Origin of the sequence: Halotia branconii CENA392, from assembly GCF_029953635.1 — a bacterium.
GTDB classification, from domain to species: Bacteria; Cyanobacteriota; Cyanobacteriia; order Cyanobacteriales; family Nostocaceae; genus Halotia; species Halotia branconii.
In genome coordinates this window covers 4,784,685-4,806,083 of the sequence record NZ_CP124543.1, presented here as the reverse complement: position 1 = coordinate 4,806,083, position 21,399 = coordinate 4,784,685, and the positions used below count along the sequence as shown (strand labels likewise).

19 protein-coding genes are annotated in these 21,399 nt (G+C 40.7%); 10 read left to right on the top strand and 9 right to left on the bottom strand.

Annotation, left to right across the window (positions count from 1 at the left end; translation table 11 throughout):
• Positions 1–134: 134 nt before the first annotated feature.
• Both QI031_RS21090 and QI031_RS21085 read right to left on the bottom strand, forming a co-directional pair.
• The gene (locus QI031_RS21090; RefSeq protein WP_281481596.1) at positions 135–1,493 is read right to left on the bottom strand and encodes an O-antigen ligase family protein; all 1,359 of its coding nucleotides are present in this window, start codon (positions 1,491–1,493) and stop codon (positions 135–137) included.
• Positions 1,475–2,317 (bottom strand): YaaW family protein, encoded by an 843-nt coding sequence (locus tag QI031_RS21085; protein ID WP_281481595.1) that lies wholly within the window; start codon positions 2,315–2,317, stop codon positions 1,475–1,477. The genes QI031_RS21090 and QI031_RS21085 overlap by 19 nt, the downstream gene beginning before the upstream one ends.
• Before the next feature lie 380 nt (positions 2,318–2,697).
• On the opposite strand from QI031_RS21085, the gene QI031_RS21080 reads away from it, so the two are divergent.
• On the top strand, positions 2,698–3,762 hold the full coding sequence (locus QI031_RS21080; RefSeq protein WP_281481594.1) for an NAD(P)/FAD-dependent oxidoreductase: 1,065 nt from the start codon (positions 2,698–2,700) through the stop codon (positions 3,760–3,762).
• 204 nt (positions 3,763–3,966) lie between these two features.
• On the opposite strand, the gene QI031_RS21075 is transcribed toward QI031_RS21080, so the two are convergent.
• Positions 3,967–4,149, bottom strand: coding sequence for a hypothetical protein (locus QI031_RS21075; RefSeq protein ID WP_281481593.1), 183 nt, complete (start codon positions 4,147–4,149; stop codon positions 3,967–3,969).
• 33 nt (positions 4,150–4,182) lie between these two features.
• On the opposite strand from QI031_RS21075, the gene QI031_RS21070 reads away from it, so the two are divergent.
• The 5 genes from QI031_RS21070 (at position 4,183) to QI031_RS21050 (ending at position 8,732) form a co-directional block, all read left to right on the top strand.
• The gene (locus QI031_RS21070) at positions 4,183–4,563 is read left to right on the top strand and encodes a hypothetical protein (RefSeq protein ID WP_281481592.1); all 381 of its coding nucleotides are present in this window, start codon (positions 4,183–4,185) and stop codon (positions 4,561–4,563) included.
• 188 nt (positions 4,564–4,751) lie between these two features.
• A complete protein-coding gene (locus tag QI031_RS21065) occupies positions 4,752–5,153 on the top strand; it encodes an STAS/SEC14 domain-containing protein (protein WP_281481591.1) in 402 nt (133 codons plus the stop codon).
• Positions 5,146–5,583 (top strand): HNH endonuclease, encoded by a 438-nt coding sequence (locus tag QI031_RS21060; RefSeq protein WP_281481590.1) that lies wholly within the window; start codon positions 5,146–5,148, stop codon positions 5,581–5,583. Before QI031_RS21065 ends, QI031_RS21060 begins: the two co-directional genes overlap by 8 nt.
• A 69-nt stretch (positions 5,584–5,652) precedes the next feature.
• A complete protein-coding gene (locus QI031_RS21055; RefSeq protein ID WP_281481589.1) occupies positions 5,653–7,125 on the top strand; it encodes a serine hydrolase domain-containing protein in 1,473 nt (490 codons plus the stop codon).
• A gap of 710 nt (positions 7,126–7,835) precedes the next feature.
• Positions 7,836–8,732 (top strand): bestrophin family protein, encoded by an 897-nt coding sequence (locus QI031_RS21050; protein ID WP_281481588.1) that lies wholly within the window; start codon positions 7,836–7,838, stop codon positions 8,730–8,732.
• A 7-nt stretch (positions 8,733–8,739) separates the two neighbouring features.
• Here the strand turns inward: QI031_RS21050 and QI031_RS21045 are convergent, their stop codons facing one another.
• Positions 8,740–9,588 carry a M28 family peptidase gene (locus QI031_RS21045; RefSeq protein ID WP_281481587.1) on the bottom strand — a complete coding sequence of 283 codons (849 nt, stop codon included), beginning with the start codon at positions 9,586–9,588 and terminating at the stop codon, positions 8,740–8,742.
• Between the two features lie 318 nt (positions 9,589–9,906).
• Here QI031_RS21045 and dnaK point away from each other — a divergent pair, with 318 nt between their 5' ends.
• From dnaK to QI031_RS21030, 3 genes are all read left to right on the top strand, one after another.
• Entirely contained in the window at positions 9,907–11,976 is a 2,070-nt protein-coding gene (gene dnaK / locus QI031_RS21040; protein WP_281481586.1) for a molecular chaperone DnaK, read from the top strand.
• Positions 11,977–12,111: 135 nt separating this feature from the next.
• Positions 12,112–13,107 carry a DnaJ C-terminal domain-containing protein gene (locus tag QI031_RS21035; RefSeq protein WP_281481585.1) on the top strand — a complete coding sequence of 332 codons (996 nt, stop codon included), beginning with the start codon at positions 12,112–12,114 and terminating at the stop codon, positions 13,105–13,107.
• A gap of 19 nt (positions 13,108–13,126) precedes the next feature.
• Positions 13,127–13,699 (top strand): Uma2 family endonuclease, encoded by a 573-nt coding sequence (locus QI031_RS21030; protein ID WP_281481584.1) that lies wholly within the window; start codon positions 13,127–13,129, stop codon positions 13,697–13,699.
• Between the two features lie 219 nt (positions 13,700–13,918).
• Here QI031_RS21030 and QI031_RS21025 read toward each other — a convergent pair whose 3' ends face one another.
• From QI031_RS21025 to QI031_RS21015, 3 genes are read right to left on the bottom strand one after another with little or no spacing between them, the layout of a single operon-like run.
• Entirely contained in the window at positions 13,919–16,063 is a 2,145-nt protein-coding gene (locus QI031_RS21025) for a protein kinase domain-containing protein (protein ID WP_281481583.1), read from the bottom strand.
• 47 nt (positions 16,064–16,110) lie between these two features.
• Positions 16,111–16,497 carry a four helix bundle protein gene (locus QI031_RS21020; protein ID WP_281481582.1) on the bottom strand — a complete coding sequence of 129 codons (387 nt, stop codon included), beginning with the start codon at positions 16,495–16,497 and terminating at the stop codon, positions 16,111–16,113.
• Positions 16,469–18,208 carry a protein kinase domain-containing protein gene (locus QI031_RS21015; protein ID WP_281481581.1) on the bottom strand — a complete coding sequence of 580 codons (1,740 nt, stop codon included), beginning with the start codon at positions 18,206–18,208 and terminating at the stop codon, positions 16,469–16,471. Before QI031_RS21015 ends, QI031_RS21020 begins: the two co-directional genes overlap by 29 nt.
• Positions 18,209–18,517: 309 nt before the next feature.
• Between QI031_RS21015 and QI031_RS21010 the strand changes: the two genes are divergently transcribed.
• Complete coding sequence (locus QI031_RS21010; RefSeq protein ID WP_281481580.1) at positions 18,518–20,035, top strand: phenylacetate--CoA ligase family protein; 1,518 nt, start codon at positions 18,518–18,520, stop codon at positions 20,033–20,035.
• 91 nt (positions 20,036–20,126) lie between these two features.
• On the opposite strand, the gene QI031_RS21005 is transcribed toward QI031_RS21010, so the two are convergent.
• Together QI031_RS21005 and QI031_RS21000 are read right to left on the bottom strand one after the other, a co-directional pair.
• Positions 20,127–20,555 (bottom strand): DUF3122 domain-containing protein, encoded by a 429-nt coding sequence (locus QI031_RS21005; protein WP_343217809.1) that lies wholly within the window; start codon positions 20,553–20,555, stop codon positions 20,127–20,129.
• A gap of 224 nt (positions 20,556–20,779) precedes the next feature.
• Positions 20,780–21,310, bottom strand: coding sequence for a universal stress protein (locus tag QI031_RS21000; protein WP_281481578.1), 531 nt, complete (start codon positions 21,308–21,310; stop codon positions 20,780–20,782).
• Between the last annotated feature and the right edge of the window lie 89 nt (positions 21,311–21,399).

Below are 21,399 nucleotides of genomic sequence, written 5' to 3'. Positions count from 1 at the left end.
GATTAACCACACTCACAGTCACAAATGTGAATATAGTAATCTTATTAACTAAAACTTAGAAACGACCCCAGTGTAAGCACTGAAAAATTTTTGCCTGTAATTAATGCGATCGCTCTTAAAAATCAACCTCTAAGCTACTTTTTTGCATCTACAAGCTTATTAGGTTGGTTGTAATAAAACGCTACTCCACAAATAGCCGACAATAGTAACCATGAGAGTGTATTCAACCGAAAATCGAAAAGAGTGACATCTACTGTGTTGAATAGTAACCACTCCACAGACACCAAAAGATAACTGAAAAATATCAATTTATCTTTTTTTGCTATACCGTTTGATTTTCCTAACAGTTGCATACCTGCAAAAAATATCCAACCAAGTAAACCAAAAAATAATATCGTACTCGGCAGTCCTGTTTCAGCAGATAACATCAAAAACAAGTTATGGGGATGACCCAAATCAATCTGCGTTTGTGCTTTGTAGAGTGTTGTGAAATTACGTAAGCCCCAACCTGTCCAAGGATGCTGCTGAGTCAAAGACCAAGCAAATTCCCATTGGGTTTTTCGCATTAAGACCACTGGTCTATCTGGATACATTTGATCGTTTAACCGCGCCCAAAAGAAAGCCGGAACGAACTGACGAAAAATGTTAGCAATTGCTAAGGGAGCAAAAGCTGCCAAAAGAGCGCTAGTAGCGACACCGAGAACTCCCCCGACAAGAATGCGCCAACCTTGATAAAATGCATAAGCTAAACAGGCAACGATCGCAATTACCCATCCATTGCGTGAGTCAGTTAAAATCAAGGCAGCAAAATTGGCAACTACTGCCACACTTAAAAACAGCAAGGGAAGCGAGGGTTGAGGAACAGCAACTAAGCGATTGTTAATCCGCCTGAAACGATACCCAATACCTAAGCGCCATTCTTCTAGCCACAAGCCTAACCCTAGGGTAAATACAATCGCTAAATAAGCAGCGAAAGTATTCGCGTGCATAAAAATACTAGCCATGCGTCCCGGTGGATCTCCTCCAGGTGCGATCGCCCAATCAAATACAATCCACAAAAATTGAAATTTCCAAGCCCATCCGAAAAACAACTGCCCGAAACCCATAATGGTTAATGGCACAGAACCTATGACCAAAATCCAAGCTATTTGTCGTAATTGGGCAGTTGTCTGAATTAAGGCACTGAGTCCTACAAAAAGTAGAAAAAACGGTAAAAAATTAAATAAACCAAGGAAAGCCGCTGTTTTATCACCAGCAAACCCACAGCTAATTATGAGTAAGACGCTTAAAGAAGCAAATCCCCAATTGAGGGGGCGGTGGATGATTATGCGGTTTTGACGCAGCCAAGTTATTAATATGGCAAAACCGATACCAACAGCCCCCAACAACGGACTTAAGGGAAAAATCAACAGTCCAATTTGGGCATAATCCCAAGGGGCTTGTAAATCAGGATTAGGATGGTAAAAAGCTAACTTCAAGCTGGCTCCCAACATTCAGCACGAGTCAAACGAATTTGCGCTAAGGCAAAAATTGTGGGGATGATGCGACCATAGTTAGTAGCGATCGCTCTCCATCCTAAATCGGCAAAAAACCAAGTCCACATCATGGGGCCGAGAACAGCAAACACACCACGGACTGCTCCATAACGGGCTGCACTCATAGTCATGCCCCGTCGCGCCATTTGCACGGCTACATAGCTTTGAAATTGCGTTGTAGCTACTTCTGAGCCTGTAATTGCCGCTTGTTTAGCTACTTGATAAGTGGCAAAATGGATGGCAAATTGACGGGCAATTTGTTGTAAAACCAGCGGCTGAAGAACGGATGTTACAGCCAAGGCACTACCACCTTTAAACAGTAATCCTAAAGGGTCACGCTGCAATAACAGCGGTAACGGTTGTTTAAGTTCTGATTTTATTAGATGACGTTGCACCTGCTCGGTCAATTTTTGTTTTTCTTTTTCTGGTAACTTTTTCCACACCTGTCCTAACAAATGTAAAAATACTTCTGCTTCTAAATCAACAGTTGTTAACTGATCTGAATAAGGAATTTTCAGATATTTACAAACTTGAATTAACGCTTGTCGGTAAGTTACTTGAGTTGTGCGTCCTCGCAATACCGTTATGCCATCTGCCGCCAAAAATCGAAAGCGATTTTCTAGGGTGTCTAGCCAAACTCTGCGGTCTTGGCTTTGCACTTCGATGGGTTCTGGTGTATGAACATAATCTAAGGGATTAAACTTACGACTAAATAGAATTGCTGTTAAATCTTGCAATTCTTCTTCGGTTGCTAACTCCAGCGCTGCCCTCATCTCATCCAATTTTCCTGCCTCTCTTCCGTACAGCTTTCCTGTACCTTATTCTACTATTAGCTTTTTAACAGTTATCAGTTATCAGTTAGGGACTTGCGTCAAAAGAAGCAGGGGAGCAGGGAGCAAGGGTGAGAGGCTGGGATGGAGCTTGTACTTTGTGCCTAAGTTCGAGCGTCCTATATGGTTACTGAGCGTACTTGTGCTGAGCGTAGTCGAAGTAAGGGCGGGGCTTCATACCCCGAAGTTCTGAGCGGAGGAAGCCTCCGCTCAGACTTCTCTCCATGTTCCGCTTTGCTCCACGTCTTTGAGGCAGGGCTTGCTCCCCCTGCTCCCTGCCCCCTGCCCCTCCGCCTCTTTGTTGACTAGTAATAATAAAGGACTATTAACTGATGATCGATGTTGCAGTAGTTGGTGCTGGTATGGCAGGTTTAGTCTGCGCCCAGCAGTTAAGTCAAGCGGGATATTCGGTAATCGTTGTGGAAAAGTCTCGTGGTTTAGGGGGAAGAGTGGCTACACGCCGCTTGTATGGAACTTATGCAGATCATGGAGCATGTTACCTCAATCCAAAAGGTGAGTTGTTAGGACGTTTAGTTGAGTTATTGAGCGATCGCCATCTCTTGGAAGTCTGGACAGATCAGGTTTACGAACTTTCAGCAGATGGTGTGTTACATAAACCAGAAAACCTAATTCCTCGCTATGTTGCGCCTGGGGGAATGAGTGCGATCGCTAAATTTCTTGCTCAAGATTTAGAAATTCTGCTGAATCAACGTGTCATCAATATTTACCCAACTCTCGACAATAGTTGGTGTTTGACTCTAGAATCCAGCAACGAAAAATTAATTGCTCAAGCTGTAGTATTTGCCATTCCTGCACCTCAAGCTTTGACGCTTTTGGAACCTTTGGGTGCAAGTTTATTAAGCAAAGAATTTATAGAACACCTGATTTCTGTAGAATTTGACCCTTGTATAACTGCGATCGCAGGATATCAAACTCCAGAACAATCACTTCCACAATGGAAAGCAATCAATTTTATTGATCACACTGTTTTGGGATGGGTTGGTTTAGATAGCAGCAAGCGTCCTACCCCCCAGCAACCAATATTTGTAGTGCAAAGCAGCGCTCATTTTGCTCAACTTCATTTAGAATCTCCAGATTTACAACCTGTAGGACAAGAAATGTTACAGTGTGCAGCCCAAACTCTAACGCTTCCTTGGCTAGCTCAGCCTGATTGGATGCAAGTACATCGCTGGCGTTATGCCTTTCCTCAAAATCCTTTCAAAGCAGCTGTTTTATCAGCGAATACTTCCTTACCTTTAGTGTGTTGTGGTGATTGGTGCGGTGGCAATCTCATAGAAGGTGCGATGCTTTCAGGAATGGCTGCATCGGTGGCAATTAACAATCAATTACATCAGCTAACTTTACCTAATATGAATTTTTTCACAATTTTAAACTAATAATTTTATCTATCATTAGATTGATTATTATTACTATTCTCAGATCCCCGACTTCTTAAAAAAGTCGGGGATTTTATTGTTCACATTGTTTTATTTGACACTTAAATTGATCCTTCAGAGTTTATGATGCATTTTGTGTAGTTTTCTGTTGAGACAAATAAAATAATTAGAATAAAACTATCAAACATCGGTGCTTCACTAAATCTATTGAGTGTTGTTTTCAAAAGTCATACTGTCACTCAGTATCAAATCAGCAGAGCCAGATGTCTCATATTCTACCAAGATAAAAAGTTCGTTTAGAGTCGGAGTATCTATCACTGAAATCACTTCTAAATGAGTTGTCATCAAAAGACGACTATCTAGAGTATTTTTCTCTGCATCAATCAAATATAGACTGGATAAAAAAGGAAGTAAAAACTGATGAAAACAGTAGTCAATTTAACACAACAATCTGTCATAGGAGAGATTGAAAACGTTTTAGACACGTATCCGCATCATCCTTATCAACAAGCTTTTGCAATTCCTGATTTGCGTCAAGAGTTAGTTGCCTTTGTCCTTAGCCGCATTCCCTGTCTCTATAGTGCAGTCTCAGCAGAACAAATTTCCCTGGAAAACTTAGAAAAAGAAGAGTGTTCAATCAACCACAGAGTGCCTCGTAGTGCTTTAGAACAGCAAATACACTTACAAAATTTGATTCACCAAGGTATTTATACTCTCTTCCGAGAAAAGTCAGATTGGATAAGCCATCATCTTTGTGAAACAGTGCAACCTGACTCTGAACCATCTCACTGGTTTGGTTAATTCTACTGGTTAGATATTGGACTGAATACAAAATTAAGCTCTTTCCACGAATTAACTTTGGTATAAAGTTCGTGGGATGAGCTTAAGCTTTTTTGTAAATTAGAGTATGCTAAGTGCGATCGCAGATGACATCCCACACAGCACGATGCTGGTAGAATATCAATAAATGAGCTGGTGAGATGTAAACAATGTCAACAGTAAAAATTGAAGTACAAATGTCTCCACAAGACTTACTAAAGGCTGTTGAACAATTAAGTCAGGCTGATTTAGAAAAATTTGTATCTCAAGTCATTTCACTACAAGCGCAACGAAAGGCTTTTAATTTACCTCAACTCGAAGCAGAATTGTTACTGAAAATCAATCAGAGTATTCCCTCAGATACTCAAAATTATTACGACGAGTTAATTGCTAAAAGGGAAGATGAAACCCTCAACTCTAAGGAGTATGAAGAGCTATTAAATTTAACTGAATATATTGAAAAAATGCAAGCACAACGCATAGAGTATTTAGCAGAGTTAGCTCGTTTACGTGGAATTTCGCTTACGGCGTTAATAGATAATTTAGGTATTCAGACGCAACTTTATGTCTGAAAATCGAGTCACAGCACAACAAAAAAAGGCTGTTACCAAACGCGCTCAGGGATGTTGTGAATATTGTAAAAGTCAAGCAAGTTTTGCTATTCAAGCATTTTCAATAGAACATATAACGCCCATAAGTCGAGGTGGAAAAACTACTTTGGACAACTTGGCTTTATCTTGTCAAGGTTGCAACAACCATAAGTACAACAAGATTGAAGCTAAGGATCTAGTCAGTGGTAATATTGTGTCGCTATATCATCCACGCCAACAACTATGGAATGAACATTTTGCTTGGAATGATACTTTTACTTTAGTAATTGGGTTGACTCCAATAGGACGTGCCACAGTAGAAGTACTCCAGTTGAACCGGGAAGGTATAGTTAACTTGCGTCGTGTCTTGTATGTCATGGGAGAACATCCTCCAGCTGAGTCTACTGAGTAAAAGTAAATATGGCCGCACTTAATTTTACCTAACAGCGATCGCTTTTCAACTAAGAAGTAGGTGATATTGATGCAGCAATCTGTTGAGCAACGCATTGAGAGTATTATCAATAATCTTTTACCAGCGACAGCACTAGAAGAAAAATTCGGTTCACCAAAAAACTTGTATGAGCGATTGGCGCACTACCACACACCAAGCATCAGTATTGCCGTCATTAATAATTTTGAAATCGAATGGGCGCGTGGATTTGGGGTGTGTGAGGCCAGAACAAATCGTCAAATTACACCAAACACATTATTTCAAGCAGCCTCAATCAGCAAACCTGTTTTTGCTTTAGCAGTTATGCGGCTTGTGCAGGAGGGGCGGCTTAATCTTGATGAGGATGTTAATAATTATCTCACCTCATGGCGTGTGCCTGCGATCGCAGATTGGCAACCCCGAATAACTCTGCGCCAGTTGTTGAGTCATACTGCTGGCTTAACTGTACATGGCTTTAGTGGCTATCTAAATTCAGACCCATTACCAAATACGGTTCAAGTTCTCAACGGCGAACCTCCAGCTAATAGCGATAGAGTAGAGGTCAATATTATTCCTGGTTTACATTATCGCTATTCGGGTGGCGGCACGACAATTGCCCAACAGGTATTGGTTGATTTGCTTGGCAAACCTTTTCCAGAAATTATGCGCGAATTAGTGCTTGACCCCTTAGGTATGACAAATAGCACTTACCAACAGCCATTGTTGAATGATTGCTTAACAAGGGCAGCAACTGCTCATCTTTTTTCTGGCATCCCACTCGAAGGCAAACATCACGTTTATCCTGAGATGGCAGCAGCAGGTTTGTGGACAACCCCATCAGATTTAGCCAAAGTCGCAGTTGAAATTATGCGAGTATTACATGGTTTATCTCCTGCTGTGTGGAGTAAAGAGACTATTGAAGAAATGTTGCGTCCTCAACAGCCAGAGCAGATACAAGGAGCTAACAAGGAGTTTGTAGGATTAGGGAATGGACTATTTGTAGGATTGGGATTATTCGCAGGTGGTGGAGATGGCGACGGTTTCTACTTTTTTCATAGTGGTAAAAATGAAGGATTTGTAGCATTAATGCGTGTTTACACGCATATTGGCAAAGGTGCTGTAGTCATGCTCAACTCGAATCAAGTTGAACTGATACCAGAAGTAATGCAAGCGATCGCACTTGAGTATAATTGGCCTGATATGTTTATTAAACAAAAAACAATTATTCCCTTGTTACAAACTGACAGCTACTGTGGGTTTTACTCAACCAAAGCAGGATTACAGTTTAAAGTAATGAGTCAAGATGGGAATTTGTTCCTACAATGTGGGCAGCAGCCACCGTTACAGTTCTTTCCCACATCAGAGCTAGAGTTTTTCGCTAAAGCTGTGAATACGAATATTTCCTTTGAAAAAGATGATATGGGCAACATCATTGCAATGACGTTGAGCCAAGCAGGTGTGATGAGTTTAAGACAACAAGCCAATCAATATATTAGAGCAGAGAGACAAAAACAGGATAATTAAATTTCTCTAAAAGACTAACTTCGTGAGATACTAAAGATTGAGTAGAAATACTCTGTGCTAGGGTAAATACCCGCTTTTGATGTGCGGTATAGCGGTAACTGTACATGAAAATGATCGCACACAAACAAATCCCATCATCAAATGCCGCTGACAATTAGGAGCGAACAGCCTCAATATTGAGAATTATTAACTTCTCTTTTTGAGTGTTGTAACGTTCCTCTACCTCAATTAACTACTTGTAATAGCATTTCTGGCAACATAATTTCAACAGCAGAAATGTTAAAACGATTTAAATACGCAATTCAGGGTTCATCGTCAAATTCCTTGGCGAAGAATAAAACGGTGTCTGGAAGTTGGTTTGTGCTAAAAACATCGTCTTTTATTTCTAGCGGTGCATTTGCCATCAGAGTTATTCCCATCTTCGCCAATGCGATTTAATTTGCTGTAATTGCCATAAAGCAATAATTTCCGAATTTTTAGTAAATAATTCGCACAGCTACATCAATTTAGAATGAAGATTTTCTCATAACAATTGATGAATCACCAATCGCTCATTAAAATACTTACCACTTTCTTTGAGTTTACAAGATTCTGATACCATTGTTATGGTAAATTCTTCAATGACAGTTGTACTACTTTCAGAGTTATGATTTTTAAGTTATCAGATGTTTCGTAGATCTGTTCACTAAATATTATTTTAGGTTAGTTGCATGACAGTCGAGAAAAAAAGATGGTTCCAAATAGCTTTTCAGCTAAAAGGATCAGTAATTTCAGCGATTTATAAACGCGTTATTGTCTGTGGTTTGTTTGGTGTTTTAGTTTCTATACTTTATTACTTTAATTTATCTGTATCCCAACCAATTTTAGGAAGTGTTATTCCTAGTATTGTTTTAGGTCTATTACTAGTTTTTCGTACCAATACAGCTTACGAACGCTTTTGGGAAGGCAGAAAATGCTGGGGCGCGATAGTAAATACTGTACGAAATTTGGCAAGACAAATTTGGGTATCTATTGATGAAATATCCGCAGAAGACAGAGAAGGCAAAATAGCTACATTGCATTTATTAGTAGCCTTTGCTGTAGCGACTAAATTACATTTGCGCGGAGAGTTGGTAACAGATGAGTTAGAAGGACTAATTCCTAACTCTAAATATAGAAAACTCAAGAATATGAATAATCCACCCCTAGAAGTGGCTTTCTGGATTGGAGATTATTTACAAAGACAGTATAATCACAATTGCTTAAATAGCTACCAATTAACAGCTATGCAAGAACTATTAAATAATTTGGTAGATAACTTAGGAGCATGTGAACGAATTTTAAAAACACCAATACCCTTAGCTTACGCTATTCATCTCAAGCAGTTACTATTGTTATATTGTTGCCTATTACCTTTTCAAGTTGTAGAAAGTCTTGGGTGGTGGACAGGATTAATTGTGGCATTAATTAGTTTTACTTTATTTGGTATTGAAGCTATCGGTTTAGAGATAGAAAACCCTTTTGGTTATGATGCTAATGACTTACCACTAGATGCAATTTGCAACACGATGAAACGCAATATTGATGATTTAATTAGTCTAAGTCCTAGTGTTGAATTATATAATTGACTAATTTTTATAAACGTCTAATAGCAAATTCTAACCCTGCACATACGCCTGTAAGAAAATCTAAATCCAAAGTAGCGATGCGATCGCTAGCTTTGTGATAGTGTGGATTTCGCATAAATGCTGTATCTGTCACCATAATTGCTGGATAACCCACATCCCAAAAAGGTGCATGATCGCTTTGTCTAGTTTGAGGCACGATTAAACCTCTATTCGGTACTGGTAGCCACTGACTTGATATACCAGTTTTGCGAATCCTACGACTCATACCAATTAAGTCAGGAATTGTCCGCAAATTACCAATTAAAGCAATAAAATCACCCTGATTGGGATAGAAACGTTCTAAAGGTGATGGATAACTTTGAGAACCAGGATTAGCATCACGATATCCCAACATTTCCAAAGACATCATTAAGCGAAGTGGTTGCTGTTGTTGACGCAATAAGGCTGCATATTCTGTGCTACCTAGCAAGCCATATTCCTCCATATCAAAGGCAACCAATCGTAAGGGATATCTTGTTGGTTCAGCAGCAAATTTTCTGGCTAATTCTAATAATACGGCTACACCTGTGGCATTATCATCTGCTCCTGGTGTTCCAGGTACAGCATCATAATGAGCGCCAATTAAAACAGGTGGTAAATTTGCTTTATTCTGTACAGACTGAGAAGGTAAATTTAAAATGAGATTTTTACAGGTTTTGCTGCCTACTTGGAAGGTGTGGAAATCCACACTTCCCCATTGAGTTAATTGTTGGCGGATATATTCCTGAACAAAAAAATGTCCAGCTGTTGCCATGTAAGGGTCGCGTTCTCGCGTTATTTCAAGGAGGTGAACTTGTAATAGCTCTTTTAAATCCAAATGTTTAAAACAGTCACAACATTAACTTTGTTATCTATTCAGTCAATTAAAAGCAAGTTTTATTAGGGTGGATTTCCCAACTCGAAGATACTGTGACGGTAAGTATTTGGAATAGAAAATTGATGCAGCTTGGACATAGTAAGCATTGTCAATGCTATCCTAGTCTTGCAAGTAGCTCCTCAAGCTTAAATTCCTCTACTTCTGGCCTTAATGATGATTATTATACCATTGAGGCGTTTTTATCCAATAGCAAATTGCTAGAGGCAGTCCCGCCCAATCATAATAAATGTATAAGTCGCACTAGGAGAAGAGTAACGCATGGGCAAGGTAGTCGGCATCGACTTGGGTACAACCAACTCAGTAGTCGCCGTAATGGAGGGTGGCAAGCCGGTGGTGATTGCCAATGCAGAAGGAATGCGAACAACCCCCTCCGTGGTTGGCTTTAGTAAAGAAGGCGAAAGAGTCGTTGGGCAAATGGCGCGGCGGCAAACTGTCCTCAATCCTCAAAATACCTTTTTCGCAGTTAAACGCTATATCGGGCGCAAATATAGTGAACTTAATCCAGAATCAAAGCGTGTACCCTACACTATTCGTAAAGATGAAGTAGGAAATATTAAAATTGCCTGTCCCCGTTTGAGTCGGGAATTTGCCCCAGAAGAAATTTCAGCGATGGTAATGAAAAAATTGGCAGATGATGCCAGTCGCTATCTGGGTGAACCAGTTACAGGCGCAGTAATTACAGTTCCCGCTTATTTTAACGATTCTCAGCGGCAAGCAACCCGCGATGCTGGTAGAATTGCTGGCTTGGAAGTATTGCGGATTTTGAATGAACCGACTGCTGCATCTTTAGCTTACGGTTTAGATCGGGGTGACACCGAAACCATCTTGGTATTTGACTTAGGTGGTGGTACTTTTGATGTGTCAATTTTAGAAGTTGGCGATGGCATATTTGAAGTTAAAGCTACCAGTGGAGATACCCAACTTGGCGGTAATGACTTTGACAAACAAATAGTAGATTGGTTGGCAGAGCAATTTTTAGAAGCTGAGGGTGTAGATTTAAGACGCGATCGCCAAGCTTTGCAACGTCTTATGGAAGCGGCAGAAAAAGCTAAAATTGAACTTTCTGCTGTGAGTGTTACCGAGATTAATTTACCTTTTATCACCGCTACTGAAGACGGGCCTAAGCATCTAGAAACTCGCTTAACTCGCTCTCAGTTTGAAGGTTTATGTGTTGACTTACTAGGACGAGTACGTACACCAGTTAAACGCGCCCTCAAAGATGCCGGACTTTCACCCGTAGATATTGAAGAAGTTGTACTAGTTGGCGGTTCTACACGAATGCCAATGGTAAAACAGCTAGTACGAGACTTAATTGGCATTGAACCTAATGAAAACGTCAACCCCGATGAAGTGGTAGCAGTTGGTGCAGCGATTCAGGCGGGTATTTTAGGAGGTGAACTCAAAGATGTCCTGCTATTGGATGTCACCCCGCTATCGATGGGGTTAGAAACCATTGGCGGCGTGATGAAAAAATTGATTCCCCGCAACACCACCATCCCAGTTCGTCGTTCTGATATTTTTTCCACTTCCGAAAATAATCAAAATACTGTGGAAATTCATGTTGTCCAAGGCGAACGGGAAATGGCAGCAAATAATAAGTCCTTGGGAAGATTTAAGCTGTATGGTATTCCACCAGCCCCACGGGGAATCCCCCAAGTTCAGGTATCGTTTGATATAGATGCCAATGGAATTTTGCAGGTAACAGCCTTAGATAGAACTACTGGGCGAGAGCAGAGTATCACAATTCAAGGCGCTTCTACCTTGAGCGAGTCGGAAGTCAATCAGATGATTCACGATGCTCAAAAATACGCTGATGTTGATCGCGAACGCAAAGAACGAGTAGAAAAACGCACGCGTTCTGAGGCGTTAATTTTACAAGCAGAACGCCAACTCCGAGAAGTAGCGCTGGAATTTGGGATGCAATTTTCCCGTAACCGCCGCCAACGCATTGATAGTATTTGCCGGGAATTACGAGAGAGTTTACAAGAAAACGACGATCGCGGCATTGATCAAGCTTACGCCGACTTGCAAGATGCTCTCTATGAACTAAATCGGGAAGTTCGTCAGTATTACGCTGAAGACGAAGACGACGATTTATTTGGTACTATTCGTGACATCTTTACAGGCGAAAAAGAAAAAGAACGAGAACGTGATTTTTCCCGCGATCCATATCGAGAACGTGATCCATACAGCAGAGACTACGGCAGAGATAATGGCAGAGACTATGGCAGAGATAGCCGTTATCCCTCCTATGACAGCCCTCCTCCTCGTAGATCATCTCGTCCTAGCTATCAGGATAATTGGGATGACGATGATGATTGGCTGTAGTACTCCTGAAATAATCATTCGGAGTTAGAAATTAGAAGTTAGGAATTGGGAGTTAACAATTCAACTCATAACCCATAATTCCTAACTCGTAACTTAGATAACTAAAATCTAAAATTTAAAGTTAAATAACTGGCTATGCAAAATTTGCAGAATTTCCGCGATTACTACGAAATTTTGGGAGTACCGAAAGAAGCATCAGGTGAAGAAATTAAAAAGGTTTATCGACGTTTAGCAAGGCAATATCATCCTGACCTCAATCCTGGGGATAAAACAGCAGAAGAAAAATTTAAGGATATCGGTGAGGCTTATGAAGTCCTCTCCGATACAGCTAAACGGGCGCAGTACGACCAGTTTAGTCGCTACTGGAAGCAAAAAGGTTTTGCTGGCAAACAAGCACCAAAAGCTAAACAGTGGGATAATCGCCCCAATAGTCGTAGTAGCACTCAGACAGTAGACCCAAGCGAGTATTCTGATTTTGAGAGCTTTATTAATCAAGTTATTGGTGTCGGTGGTCGCAGAGACACTAAAAATGGTAGTACCAGCACTAGTAGCGATCCATTTCGTTCTCCTAAAAGCAGAGTTGAGTACACAGTTCCTAAAAACCCGCCAAAACAAGCCCGTCGAGATATCGAAGCTAGATTGACCTTACCTTTAGAAAAAGCTTACCAAGGTGGTAACGAACGCATTCGCCTAGAAGACGGGCGATCGCTAGAAGTAAATATGCCCCCCGGTATGGTAACAGGTCAAACTATTCGTTTACGAAATCAAGGTATTGGTGGTGGCGACTTATACTTAAAAATTACCGTCATTCCTCATTCGTTATTTAAATTAGAAGGCAGCAATATTTTCTGCCAAGTACCAGTTACTCCTAGTGAAGCAGTTTTGGGAGGTCAAGTAGAAGCCCCAACTCTCGATGGCCCAGTCAAAATGACTATTCCCCCAGGAGTCAGATCTGGTCAAAGACTGAGATTAGCGAATAAAGGCTACCCCACTGACAAAGGTAAACGTGGCGATCAATTGGTAGAAATTCAAATAGTTACACCCAAAAACATTAGTCCTCAAGAACAAGAACTTTACGGAAAATTACGAGAAATTGAAACCTTCAAACCCCGCGCTGATTTACTGACTTAAATATGAGGAAGTCAAGGTCATGACTCCTTTGACATTAAATTTAGATATGGTTCATCTGAGTGACGAACAGTTTTATGAATTATGTCAACACAACCGCGATTTACAGTTTGAAAGAACTGCCAAGGGAGAATTAATCATTATGCCACCTGTCGGCGGTGAAAGTGGCAATCGAGAAGCTGACTTAATTATCGATTTGGGAATTTGGAATCGGCAAACGAATCTCGGTTATACCTTCAGTTCCTCCACTATATTTAAGTTACCCAATGGTGCTGATCGTTCTCCTGATGCTGCTTGGATTCAAAAGCAACATTGGGAAGCCCTTACCCCAGAGCAAAGACGCAAATTTCCCCCCATCGCGCCTGATTTTGTAATTGAGTTAAGGTCAGCAACGGATGATTTGCAAATGCTGCGTGACAAAATGCGAGAATATATAGATGCAGGGGTGCAATTGGGATGGTTGATTAATCCCCAACAGCAACAAGTAGAAATTTATCGTCAAGGGCAAGATGTAGAAGTGCGAAACCTGCCTACAGTATTATCTGGTGAAAATCTCTTGCTGGGATTTAGGTTAAGTTTATCGCCGTACTTGTAGCGGAGATTCTAATTAGTAAGTTGGTAGGAATCAAACTATGTTAAGTAACGTAAAAGTATCGACATGTTTTAGTAGTAAGGGTTAAAGCCTTTTTGTCAAGTAGTTGCACTTGCCGCATCTCTTAGAGAGGACTGAAGTCTTCACCCTACGGGTTCGTTAGTCGCTCATGGGGGAAACCCCCAAGACCGCGCTAACTCACTACAAACATTTATTGAACTTTTAATTGCTTGGAGTTGGTGTTTCTGTTTCCGTCGGTATTGGTGTAGATGTTTCAGTCGGTGTAGGCGTGGGAGTTGGTGTAGGTTCAGGTGTAGGGGTTTCTGTAGGAGTTGGTGTAGGCGTAGGTTCGGGTGTAGGACTTTCTGCTGTGATGGTGAGTCGATAATCTACAAGTTCTGATGCTGTAGAAACAACTACAAATTCATAAAATCCGTTTTCTGGTAATTGAGTTGATAAAGTGCGTCGTTTGGAATCTTCTAAAAATGTGATTTTGCCAGAAGGAGAATAAACTGACAACAAAACTTGAGAATTTGCTTGTAGCTTTAAATCCAGAGATTGCTCTTTGGCTAAATCAGCAATGAAAATTTTGCCACTTCCGGGTTGCAGAGTGCTACTAACTGTTTTGCCCGTAGCACCTGGATCAAAGGTAAGTTTCTGGAAAGCACTCCCAGCGAGGATTGCACTGAGTTTATCGCTAACAAACCCGTACCAAACCTGTCCGATGGGTTGATCGAGAAAAGTCTTGCCGCGCTGTTCGGGAAATTGATTGAAAAAGGCAGCATCTCCTAAATCATACAAAGAACGACTGCCAACGTTAATTTGATTGACTTCCACCTTCCAGCGATCGCGTTCGGCTGTAGTATAAGTACCTAATTGTCGCCGCGCTTTAGTACTCAGTACTGACAATTTATCTAACAATTGATCAGCGGTTTGATCCCATTGCGCCCGTAAACTCTCATCTTCTGGTTCATCGCTGAGAGTGCGTCCTTGTAAACTAGGATTTTTATCCCAGAAAATTTGATTTACCAAATTAATATAGAAGCCTCGATCAAGTCCTAATTGTTGACGGCGATCGCTTAATCTTTCTTTGCGTTGGCGTTCTTCTGGTGAATAGTTGGCTAAAGGATCGGTAGGCTGAGTAATAGTCGGGGTAGGTGTAGGCTCAATTACTCCTGAATTGCGATCGCCACCGCGATTTAATCCCCACAAGATTATTCCCGCAGTACTGGCTAAAGCTAGCACCGCTACAAAGATTTTCGTTGGTGTCCACCAACTTGTAGGCTGGGGAATTGGAGGAGTTGGAGAATTGAAACTTTGGGGAATTGGGGGAGGAGAGACAGCCACAGTCGCAGATGTGGGATCTAAAGCAGGAGGCGTAGGGTAGTAAGTCGGAGAAGAGTTAACTGGCTGGGGGTTGAGGGCTTGCAGTACTTGGGTTGCTGATTGGTAGCGATCGCCCGGTCTAGGCGATAACATTTTATCTATGACTTGTCCTAATAATGGACTTAAATTAACTTCCCGTCGCCATTGCCAAGTCAGGGTATAAGTATCAATTAAATCTTGTGGCTGTTTACCTGTCAGTAAAACCAGCACTGTCACCGCTAAAGCATACAAGTCACTGTGGGGAGATACCAAACCAGTTTGCATTTGTTCTGGGGGGGCGAATCCCACTTTACCAAGTAAAGTTGGTGCTGGGGGAGATGCAACTGCACCGGGTTGGTAATATTGAGAAGCAACAGTTGCCACTACTTGTTTGACACCGCCAAAGTCTATTAACATTGGCAGTTGATCAACGGCGCGCAGCATTAAATTATCGGGAGATATATCCCGATGAATCACACCTATAGAGTGGATATACTCTAAAACTGGCAAAATTTGCTGTAATAGTTGGCTAACTTCTACCTCCGTAAATCGCAAACCTTGTTGAAGGCGAGTATTTAATAAAGAGTTATAAGTTTGCCCTTCTACATAATCTTGGACTAAAAACAAGTATTCTTTGCCTTCAAGATTGATGTGAAACAATTCTCGAAAGCGGGGAATTTGCGGATGTTGCAATTTGTAAAGAACATTAGCTTCTCTCTCAAACAATTCTTCAGCTTTTTGGACGACGTAAGCAGTTTGAACTTGGGGAGAAAATTCTTTTAAAACACAAAGTTCGCGGAAACGATTGGTATCTTCAGCTAAATAAGTGCGTCCAAATCCGCCCTGACCAAGTTGACGTACAATTACATAGCGATCGCCTAAAGTTAATCCTGGCTGAATACCGTAACTCATGGGCGTATCCAATAATTTTTCACCACACTGGAGACAAAAACGACTACCTGGAGAATTTTCATGTCCTTGAGAACAATAAAGAGGATGCATAGTTAGGCAGGGGGGGGCAGGGGGCAGGGGGCATGAGGGATTATAAATTAACGTTTTATGAGCCAGGGTGATGGATAGTTGATTATAGTTACTAAAATGCCTAAAATTCGGTTATAAGCTCTATAAAGTTCTCTGCCCATATCAACGTCTAAATAATTACATTTGACAGCAAACTCAAGCCAAGTTTGAGTTTCTGTTGCTTCAGCTTCAGAATCATTTAACTTTGCAATAAAAGCAGCTTCATAACGACGTTTTCTCCATGCCTCGGCTAAATTAGCACAAACAGAGCGTGACGACCTACGAATTTGGTCAGTCAACGAATATCTTTCCTCTAGGGGAAACTTCTTAGATAATTCAAAAATTTTCATGGCTACATCAAACGCCATTTTGTATACTTCTAGGTCTTCATGACTTTTGATTGGTTCTTTTTCCACTCCCCCTGCTCCCTGCTCCCTGCTCCCTTTCCTTTTGATTTACTTTATCAGCTGCGATCGCATACCAAATTTGACCGAAAGTTTGTTGATTCATGTTCCCACGCCTCTGTCTTGGAAACAAGCGATCAAATTTTTCATTAGTCTCTTTGTTAAGTTGACTAATTGTATAATTCCCTAATTGTCCTGTTCTTGCTTGTTGTCTCCAAGTTTCGTAATCTTGCGAACTATAATTTCCTAGTTGCTGACGCACTGCTGTACTGAGGTTAGCTTGTTCTATTTTATCTAGTAAGTTGCTGGCAGTCTCGTACCATTCTTTTCGTAAAGCGGCATCTTCTGATTTTGATGTGAGGCTACGTCTTTTTAATTCTGGTTTTTTAGTATAAAATAAATCGTCTACCATTCTGATAAAGAAGACTTCAGGAATTTCTAACTGTTGGCGACGACTGAAAATTTCGGCATTGTCTTGAGTATTTTTGTCACTTACTGGTTGCCCAAAAGGATTTGGTAACTGTGGGATTTGCGGTAATGAAATTGATGGTAAAGTAATTGATGTCACACTCTGAATCACGGCATTAACTGCTGCCCAAGCACCTGCACCAATTAAAACTACTAAAGCTGTTCCCCCAAGACTAACTGCAAAAGGGCGCATCCAAACAGGCAAAGGTATAGATTTAGTTACCGCTTGGGTTTTGTTGTGGAATTTACTGACTAAATTATTGACATTTTTTCGTCCCGGCGCAACTATCATTGTTTTGAGCTTGGTAATCTGAGTAGTTGGAGGTTTAGTCGCAGTTGATAAGGGTAAATCTTTGAGAATTTGTTCAGCGTTTTGATAGCGATCGCTCGGTTTATAAGCTAGCATCTTTTTTAACACTGCTTCTAATTGGGAACTGACGTTAATTTCTTTCCCCCAGTACCACAGTCCCTGATAGCTGTCGTATAATTTTTGCGGTTCTTTGCCTGTAAGCAATACTAGTGTTGTCACCGCTAAAGAGTATAAATCGCTATTTAAATATACTTTTCCTTGTCTTAACTGTTCCTCTGGCGCGTAGCCTTTCTTACCTAATAAAGTGTGATTCACAGCTAACTTTGTGAACCAAAACCCTTGAGAAGCTGGTAGTTGCTTGACACCACCAAAGTCAATCAAAATTGGTAAATGATCAGAACTGCGTAAAATCAAATTATCGGGAGAAATATCGCGGTGGACTACATCTAAAGAGTGGATGTAAGCCAATACTGGTAAAATTTGCCGTAATAAAGTTAAAATTTCTGCTTCACTAAAAGTTTTTCCTTGACTTTGACGCTGTTCTAGCAATTGAGAATAATCATTACCATCTACATAATCTTGCACCAACAAGAAAAAATCCTTACTGCCTACTTTTACTTGCAGCGAGGTATGAAAACGGGGAATCTGGGGATGTTGGAGTTTTTTGAGAACATTTGCTTCGCGTTCAAATAATTCTTTAGCTTTTTGTAAATCTTGTGGTTCTTTAACTTGGGGGGCAAACTCTTTCAGTACACAAGTTTGATGAAATTGATTAATATCCTCCGCCAAATAAGTGCGACCAAAACCGCCCTGTCCTAGATGACGTATAATTTGATAGCGATTATCTATAACCTGCCCTACAGCTAAAGGTAATGGCTCACCGCAATGAGTACAAAAGCGGTTAATACCATTATTTGCGTGTTGTTTACTGCAATAAACCTGCATAGTGCTGAAGGATGAATGGGTTTTATTAAGTTACTACAATGGATACAGTTTCATTTACGGACATCCTCTTGAGCGTCAATTTACAGCGTTTCTCGGTTGGGTGTAGTACGTCTTTTAAGAAGAGAGGGGTTGGGACTAGGGACTAGGGACTAGGGACTAGGGACTAGGGACTAGAGATTAGAGATTAGAGACGAGCGTAATGTACCTCATTCAAATGAAATTTGCTGTATTTATGAGAATGTTAATTTTTAATTTTTAATTCCCCCAGGGAAAGGTGTTGTTTCTACTTCAAGATAAGCAACAAGCGTTATGAACTGCAATTTACCAAGCCAACGATCAATTAAAGCATTTAAAGATTTTGTATCTACCCCCTTAGAGACACTACTCCAAAAACATATTCAGACTTCTAGCCAATCAGCAGCCTTAAGTTTATTTTACGATGTGGCTGCCAATGTACCTGCTTACAAGGCTTTTTTAGCAGCCCAAAAAATTGATCCTGATGCTATTCAAAGCTTTGAAGATTTTCAGCAACTACCAGCGATCACTAAAGAAAATTATATATCGCGTTATCCCTTGGCTGAGTTATGCCGCGATGGGCAGTTACAAGCATGTGATATGATTGCTGCTTCTTCTGGTTCCACAGGTAAACCAACATTTTGGCCTCGTTTCTTCACAGATGAACTGCAAATTGCTACACGTTTTGAGCAGATATTTCACGATAGTTTTAACGCAGATACTAGACGTACCTTAGCAGTGATATGTTTCACCCTCGGTACTTGGGTAGGGGGAATGTTTACTACTAACTGCTGTCGTTATCTTGCTAGCAAAGATTATCTCGTCACCGTAATTACTCCTGGAAACAATAAAGAAGAAATTTTGCGTGTTGTCCAAGAACTGGGTGCAAATTTTGAGCAGGTTGTGTTGCTGGGATATCCACCATTCCTTAAAGATGTAATTGATACTGGCATTGCCCGTGGTGTAGAGTGGCAGCAATACCAAATTAAATTAGTCATGGCTGGGGAAGTATTCAGCGAAGAATGGCGGAGTTTGGTTGGCGACAGAGTTGGTTCCCAAAATACCTGCTACGATTTTGCATCTCTCTACGGAACTGCGGATGCAGGTGTGTTAGGTAATGAAACACCATTGAGTATTTGTATCCGGCGCTTTTTAGCAGAAAATCCCGATGCTGCTAAAGCTTTATTTGGGGAATCTCGCTTACCCACGTTGGTACAATATGACCCCATAAGCCGCTTTTTTGAAGTTCAAGATGGCACATTGTTATTTTCGGGAAATAATGGTATTCCTTTGGTGCGCTATAACATCTTAGATACTGGCGGATTAATAAGTTATGATGCTATGCTCCAGTTTTTGGTAAAGTGGGGATTTGATCCCCTAGAAAAACTGCGTTCTCACACTCAGCAATCACCTAGAGGGATTCATTCTTTACCTTTCGTCTATGTTTTCGGACGTTCTAACTTTACTGTTTCTTATTTTGGGGCTAATATCTATCCTGAAAATGTGATAGTGGGACTAGAACAACCGATAATTCAAGCATGGGTGACAGGTAAGTTTGTCTTGCAAGTTAAGGAAGATATCGATAAAAACCGATTCTTATCTATAGTTGTGGAACTAGCACCAAAAGTAGAAAGTAGCGAAGAAAAACGACAAACTATTGCATCTTCAATTCTTACCCAACTACTGCGCCTCAATAGTGAATTTGCTAATTACGTTCCTTCAAAATATCAAATGCCGCAGGTTACATTAACTGCAACAGGCGATGCAGAATACTTCCCCGTTGGAGTGAAGCATCGTTACACACGCAGTTGATAGAACTACCTTTGATTTTTAACAGGATTAAGCAGGGAACAAAGGTAAAGAAGATACGGAAACTATCACTAATTAGGCAGACACGATAAAATCATGTATTAGTCCCAGCATTTAGCACTTTTTGCCATTCCTGTACCACTGATTTAGGTACTGAGATATTGATAAAGCGATCGCCAGGTAAAGGTATACCTAATAGTAACGGTTCAGTTGGCAACTTGGGCAAGATATCTTTCAAATCGTACTGAGCAATTGTCGGTGCTGGTGCTTCCTCTAAAAAAACATCGGCAGCATTAAAGATTTTACCTGTAGCAGTAGTGATTGTTAAAGGTTGAGGATGGAAAAGTTCCGCAGCACCAGGAAACCCCACTAGCCTGAGATTTACACTTACTACTTGACCAGGATAAACTTGCTTGAATAAGACGACCTGCCACACATTTCCTGATTGATCGTCTAATTTTGTCTGGGAACGATGTAGAATTTCTCCTGGTACTTCTAATTGCTTAACAGTAGCTAGCACCATCTGAGATTGAGGGTTTCCTAAACCCAGAAATATATATATTGATATTGTTAATATTGCCAGCCATAGCAGCCGCCAAAATAGCCTCTTGGCAGAAGTTAGGGAGAATAAGGAAATTTTTCTTTTGTTTTTAATCTTTACCCTTTTGTTGTCCTGCGATGTTTTGCGGATATGGCGTAACATCAGGTTTACCTCCTAGGGCTGGCTGAAATTTAGTGTTTACTTAATTAGTTAGCAACGCTTGTAGTTTCTACAACTTTTTCAGGATTTTGTAAACTAGTTGGGTAATGCACAATATAAACTGAACAAGAAACATGGTGCATGACATAGTTGCTCACACTACCCAGAAATAATTCTGCTAAACCAGACCGACCCCGGCGACCTATCACAATTAAGTCAGCACCCCAGTTAGCAGCTAATTTGCAAATTGTTCGCCCAGGATTACCCAGCATTTGAGTAAATTCTGTGGGAATTTGGGCTGTGTTTGCTTGGGCGCTAAAAGATTGCAGCATCTTCAAACTTTCATCCTCAAACTTATCCCATTGCTTTTGGTATAGCTCAAAGCTGCGACCACTAAATCCTGGATAGTAGTCCACATTGGATAACATGGGTAAATAGGGGCTGCCTTCTTCTTCTGGAGATAGGACATGCAGCAGCAGTAAATTAGCTTGGGTTAATTTTGCCAAAGCCAATGCTTGCCCAAAAACCTGCTGTCCCATTTCAGAGCGATCCAATGCAACTAAAATTTTTTTCAGCATATAGACCTCTGGTTTTTCTTAATAATTGAGTTTTTTAGTTTTTCGGGATGAGATGGACATAAATTACTAAGTTTGCATCATTTTTTGGC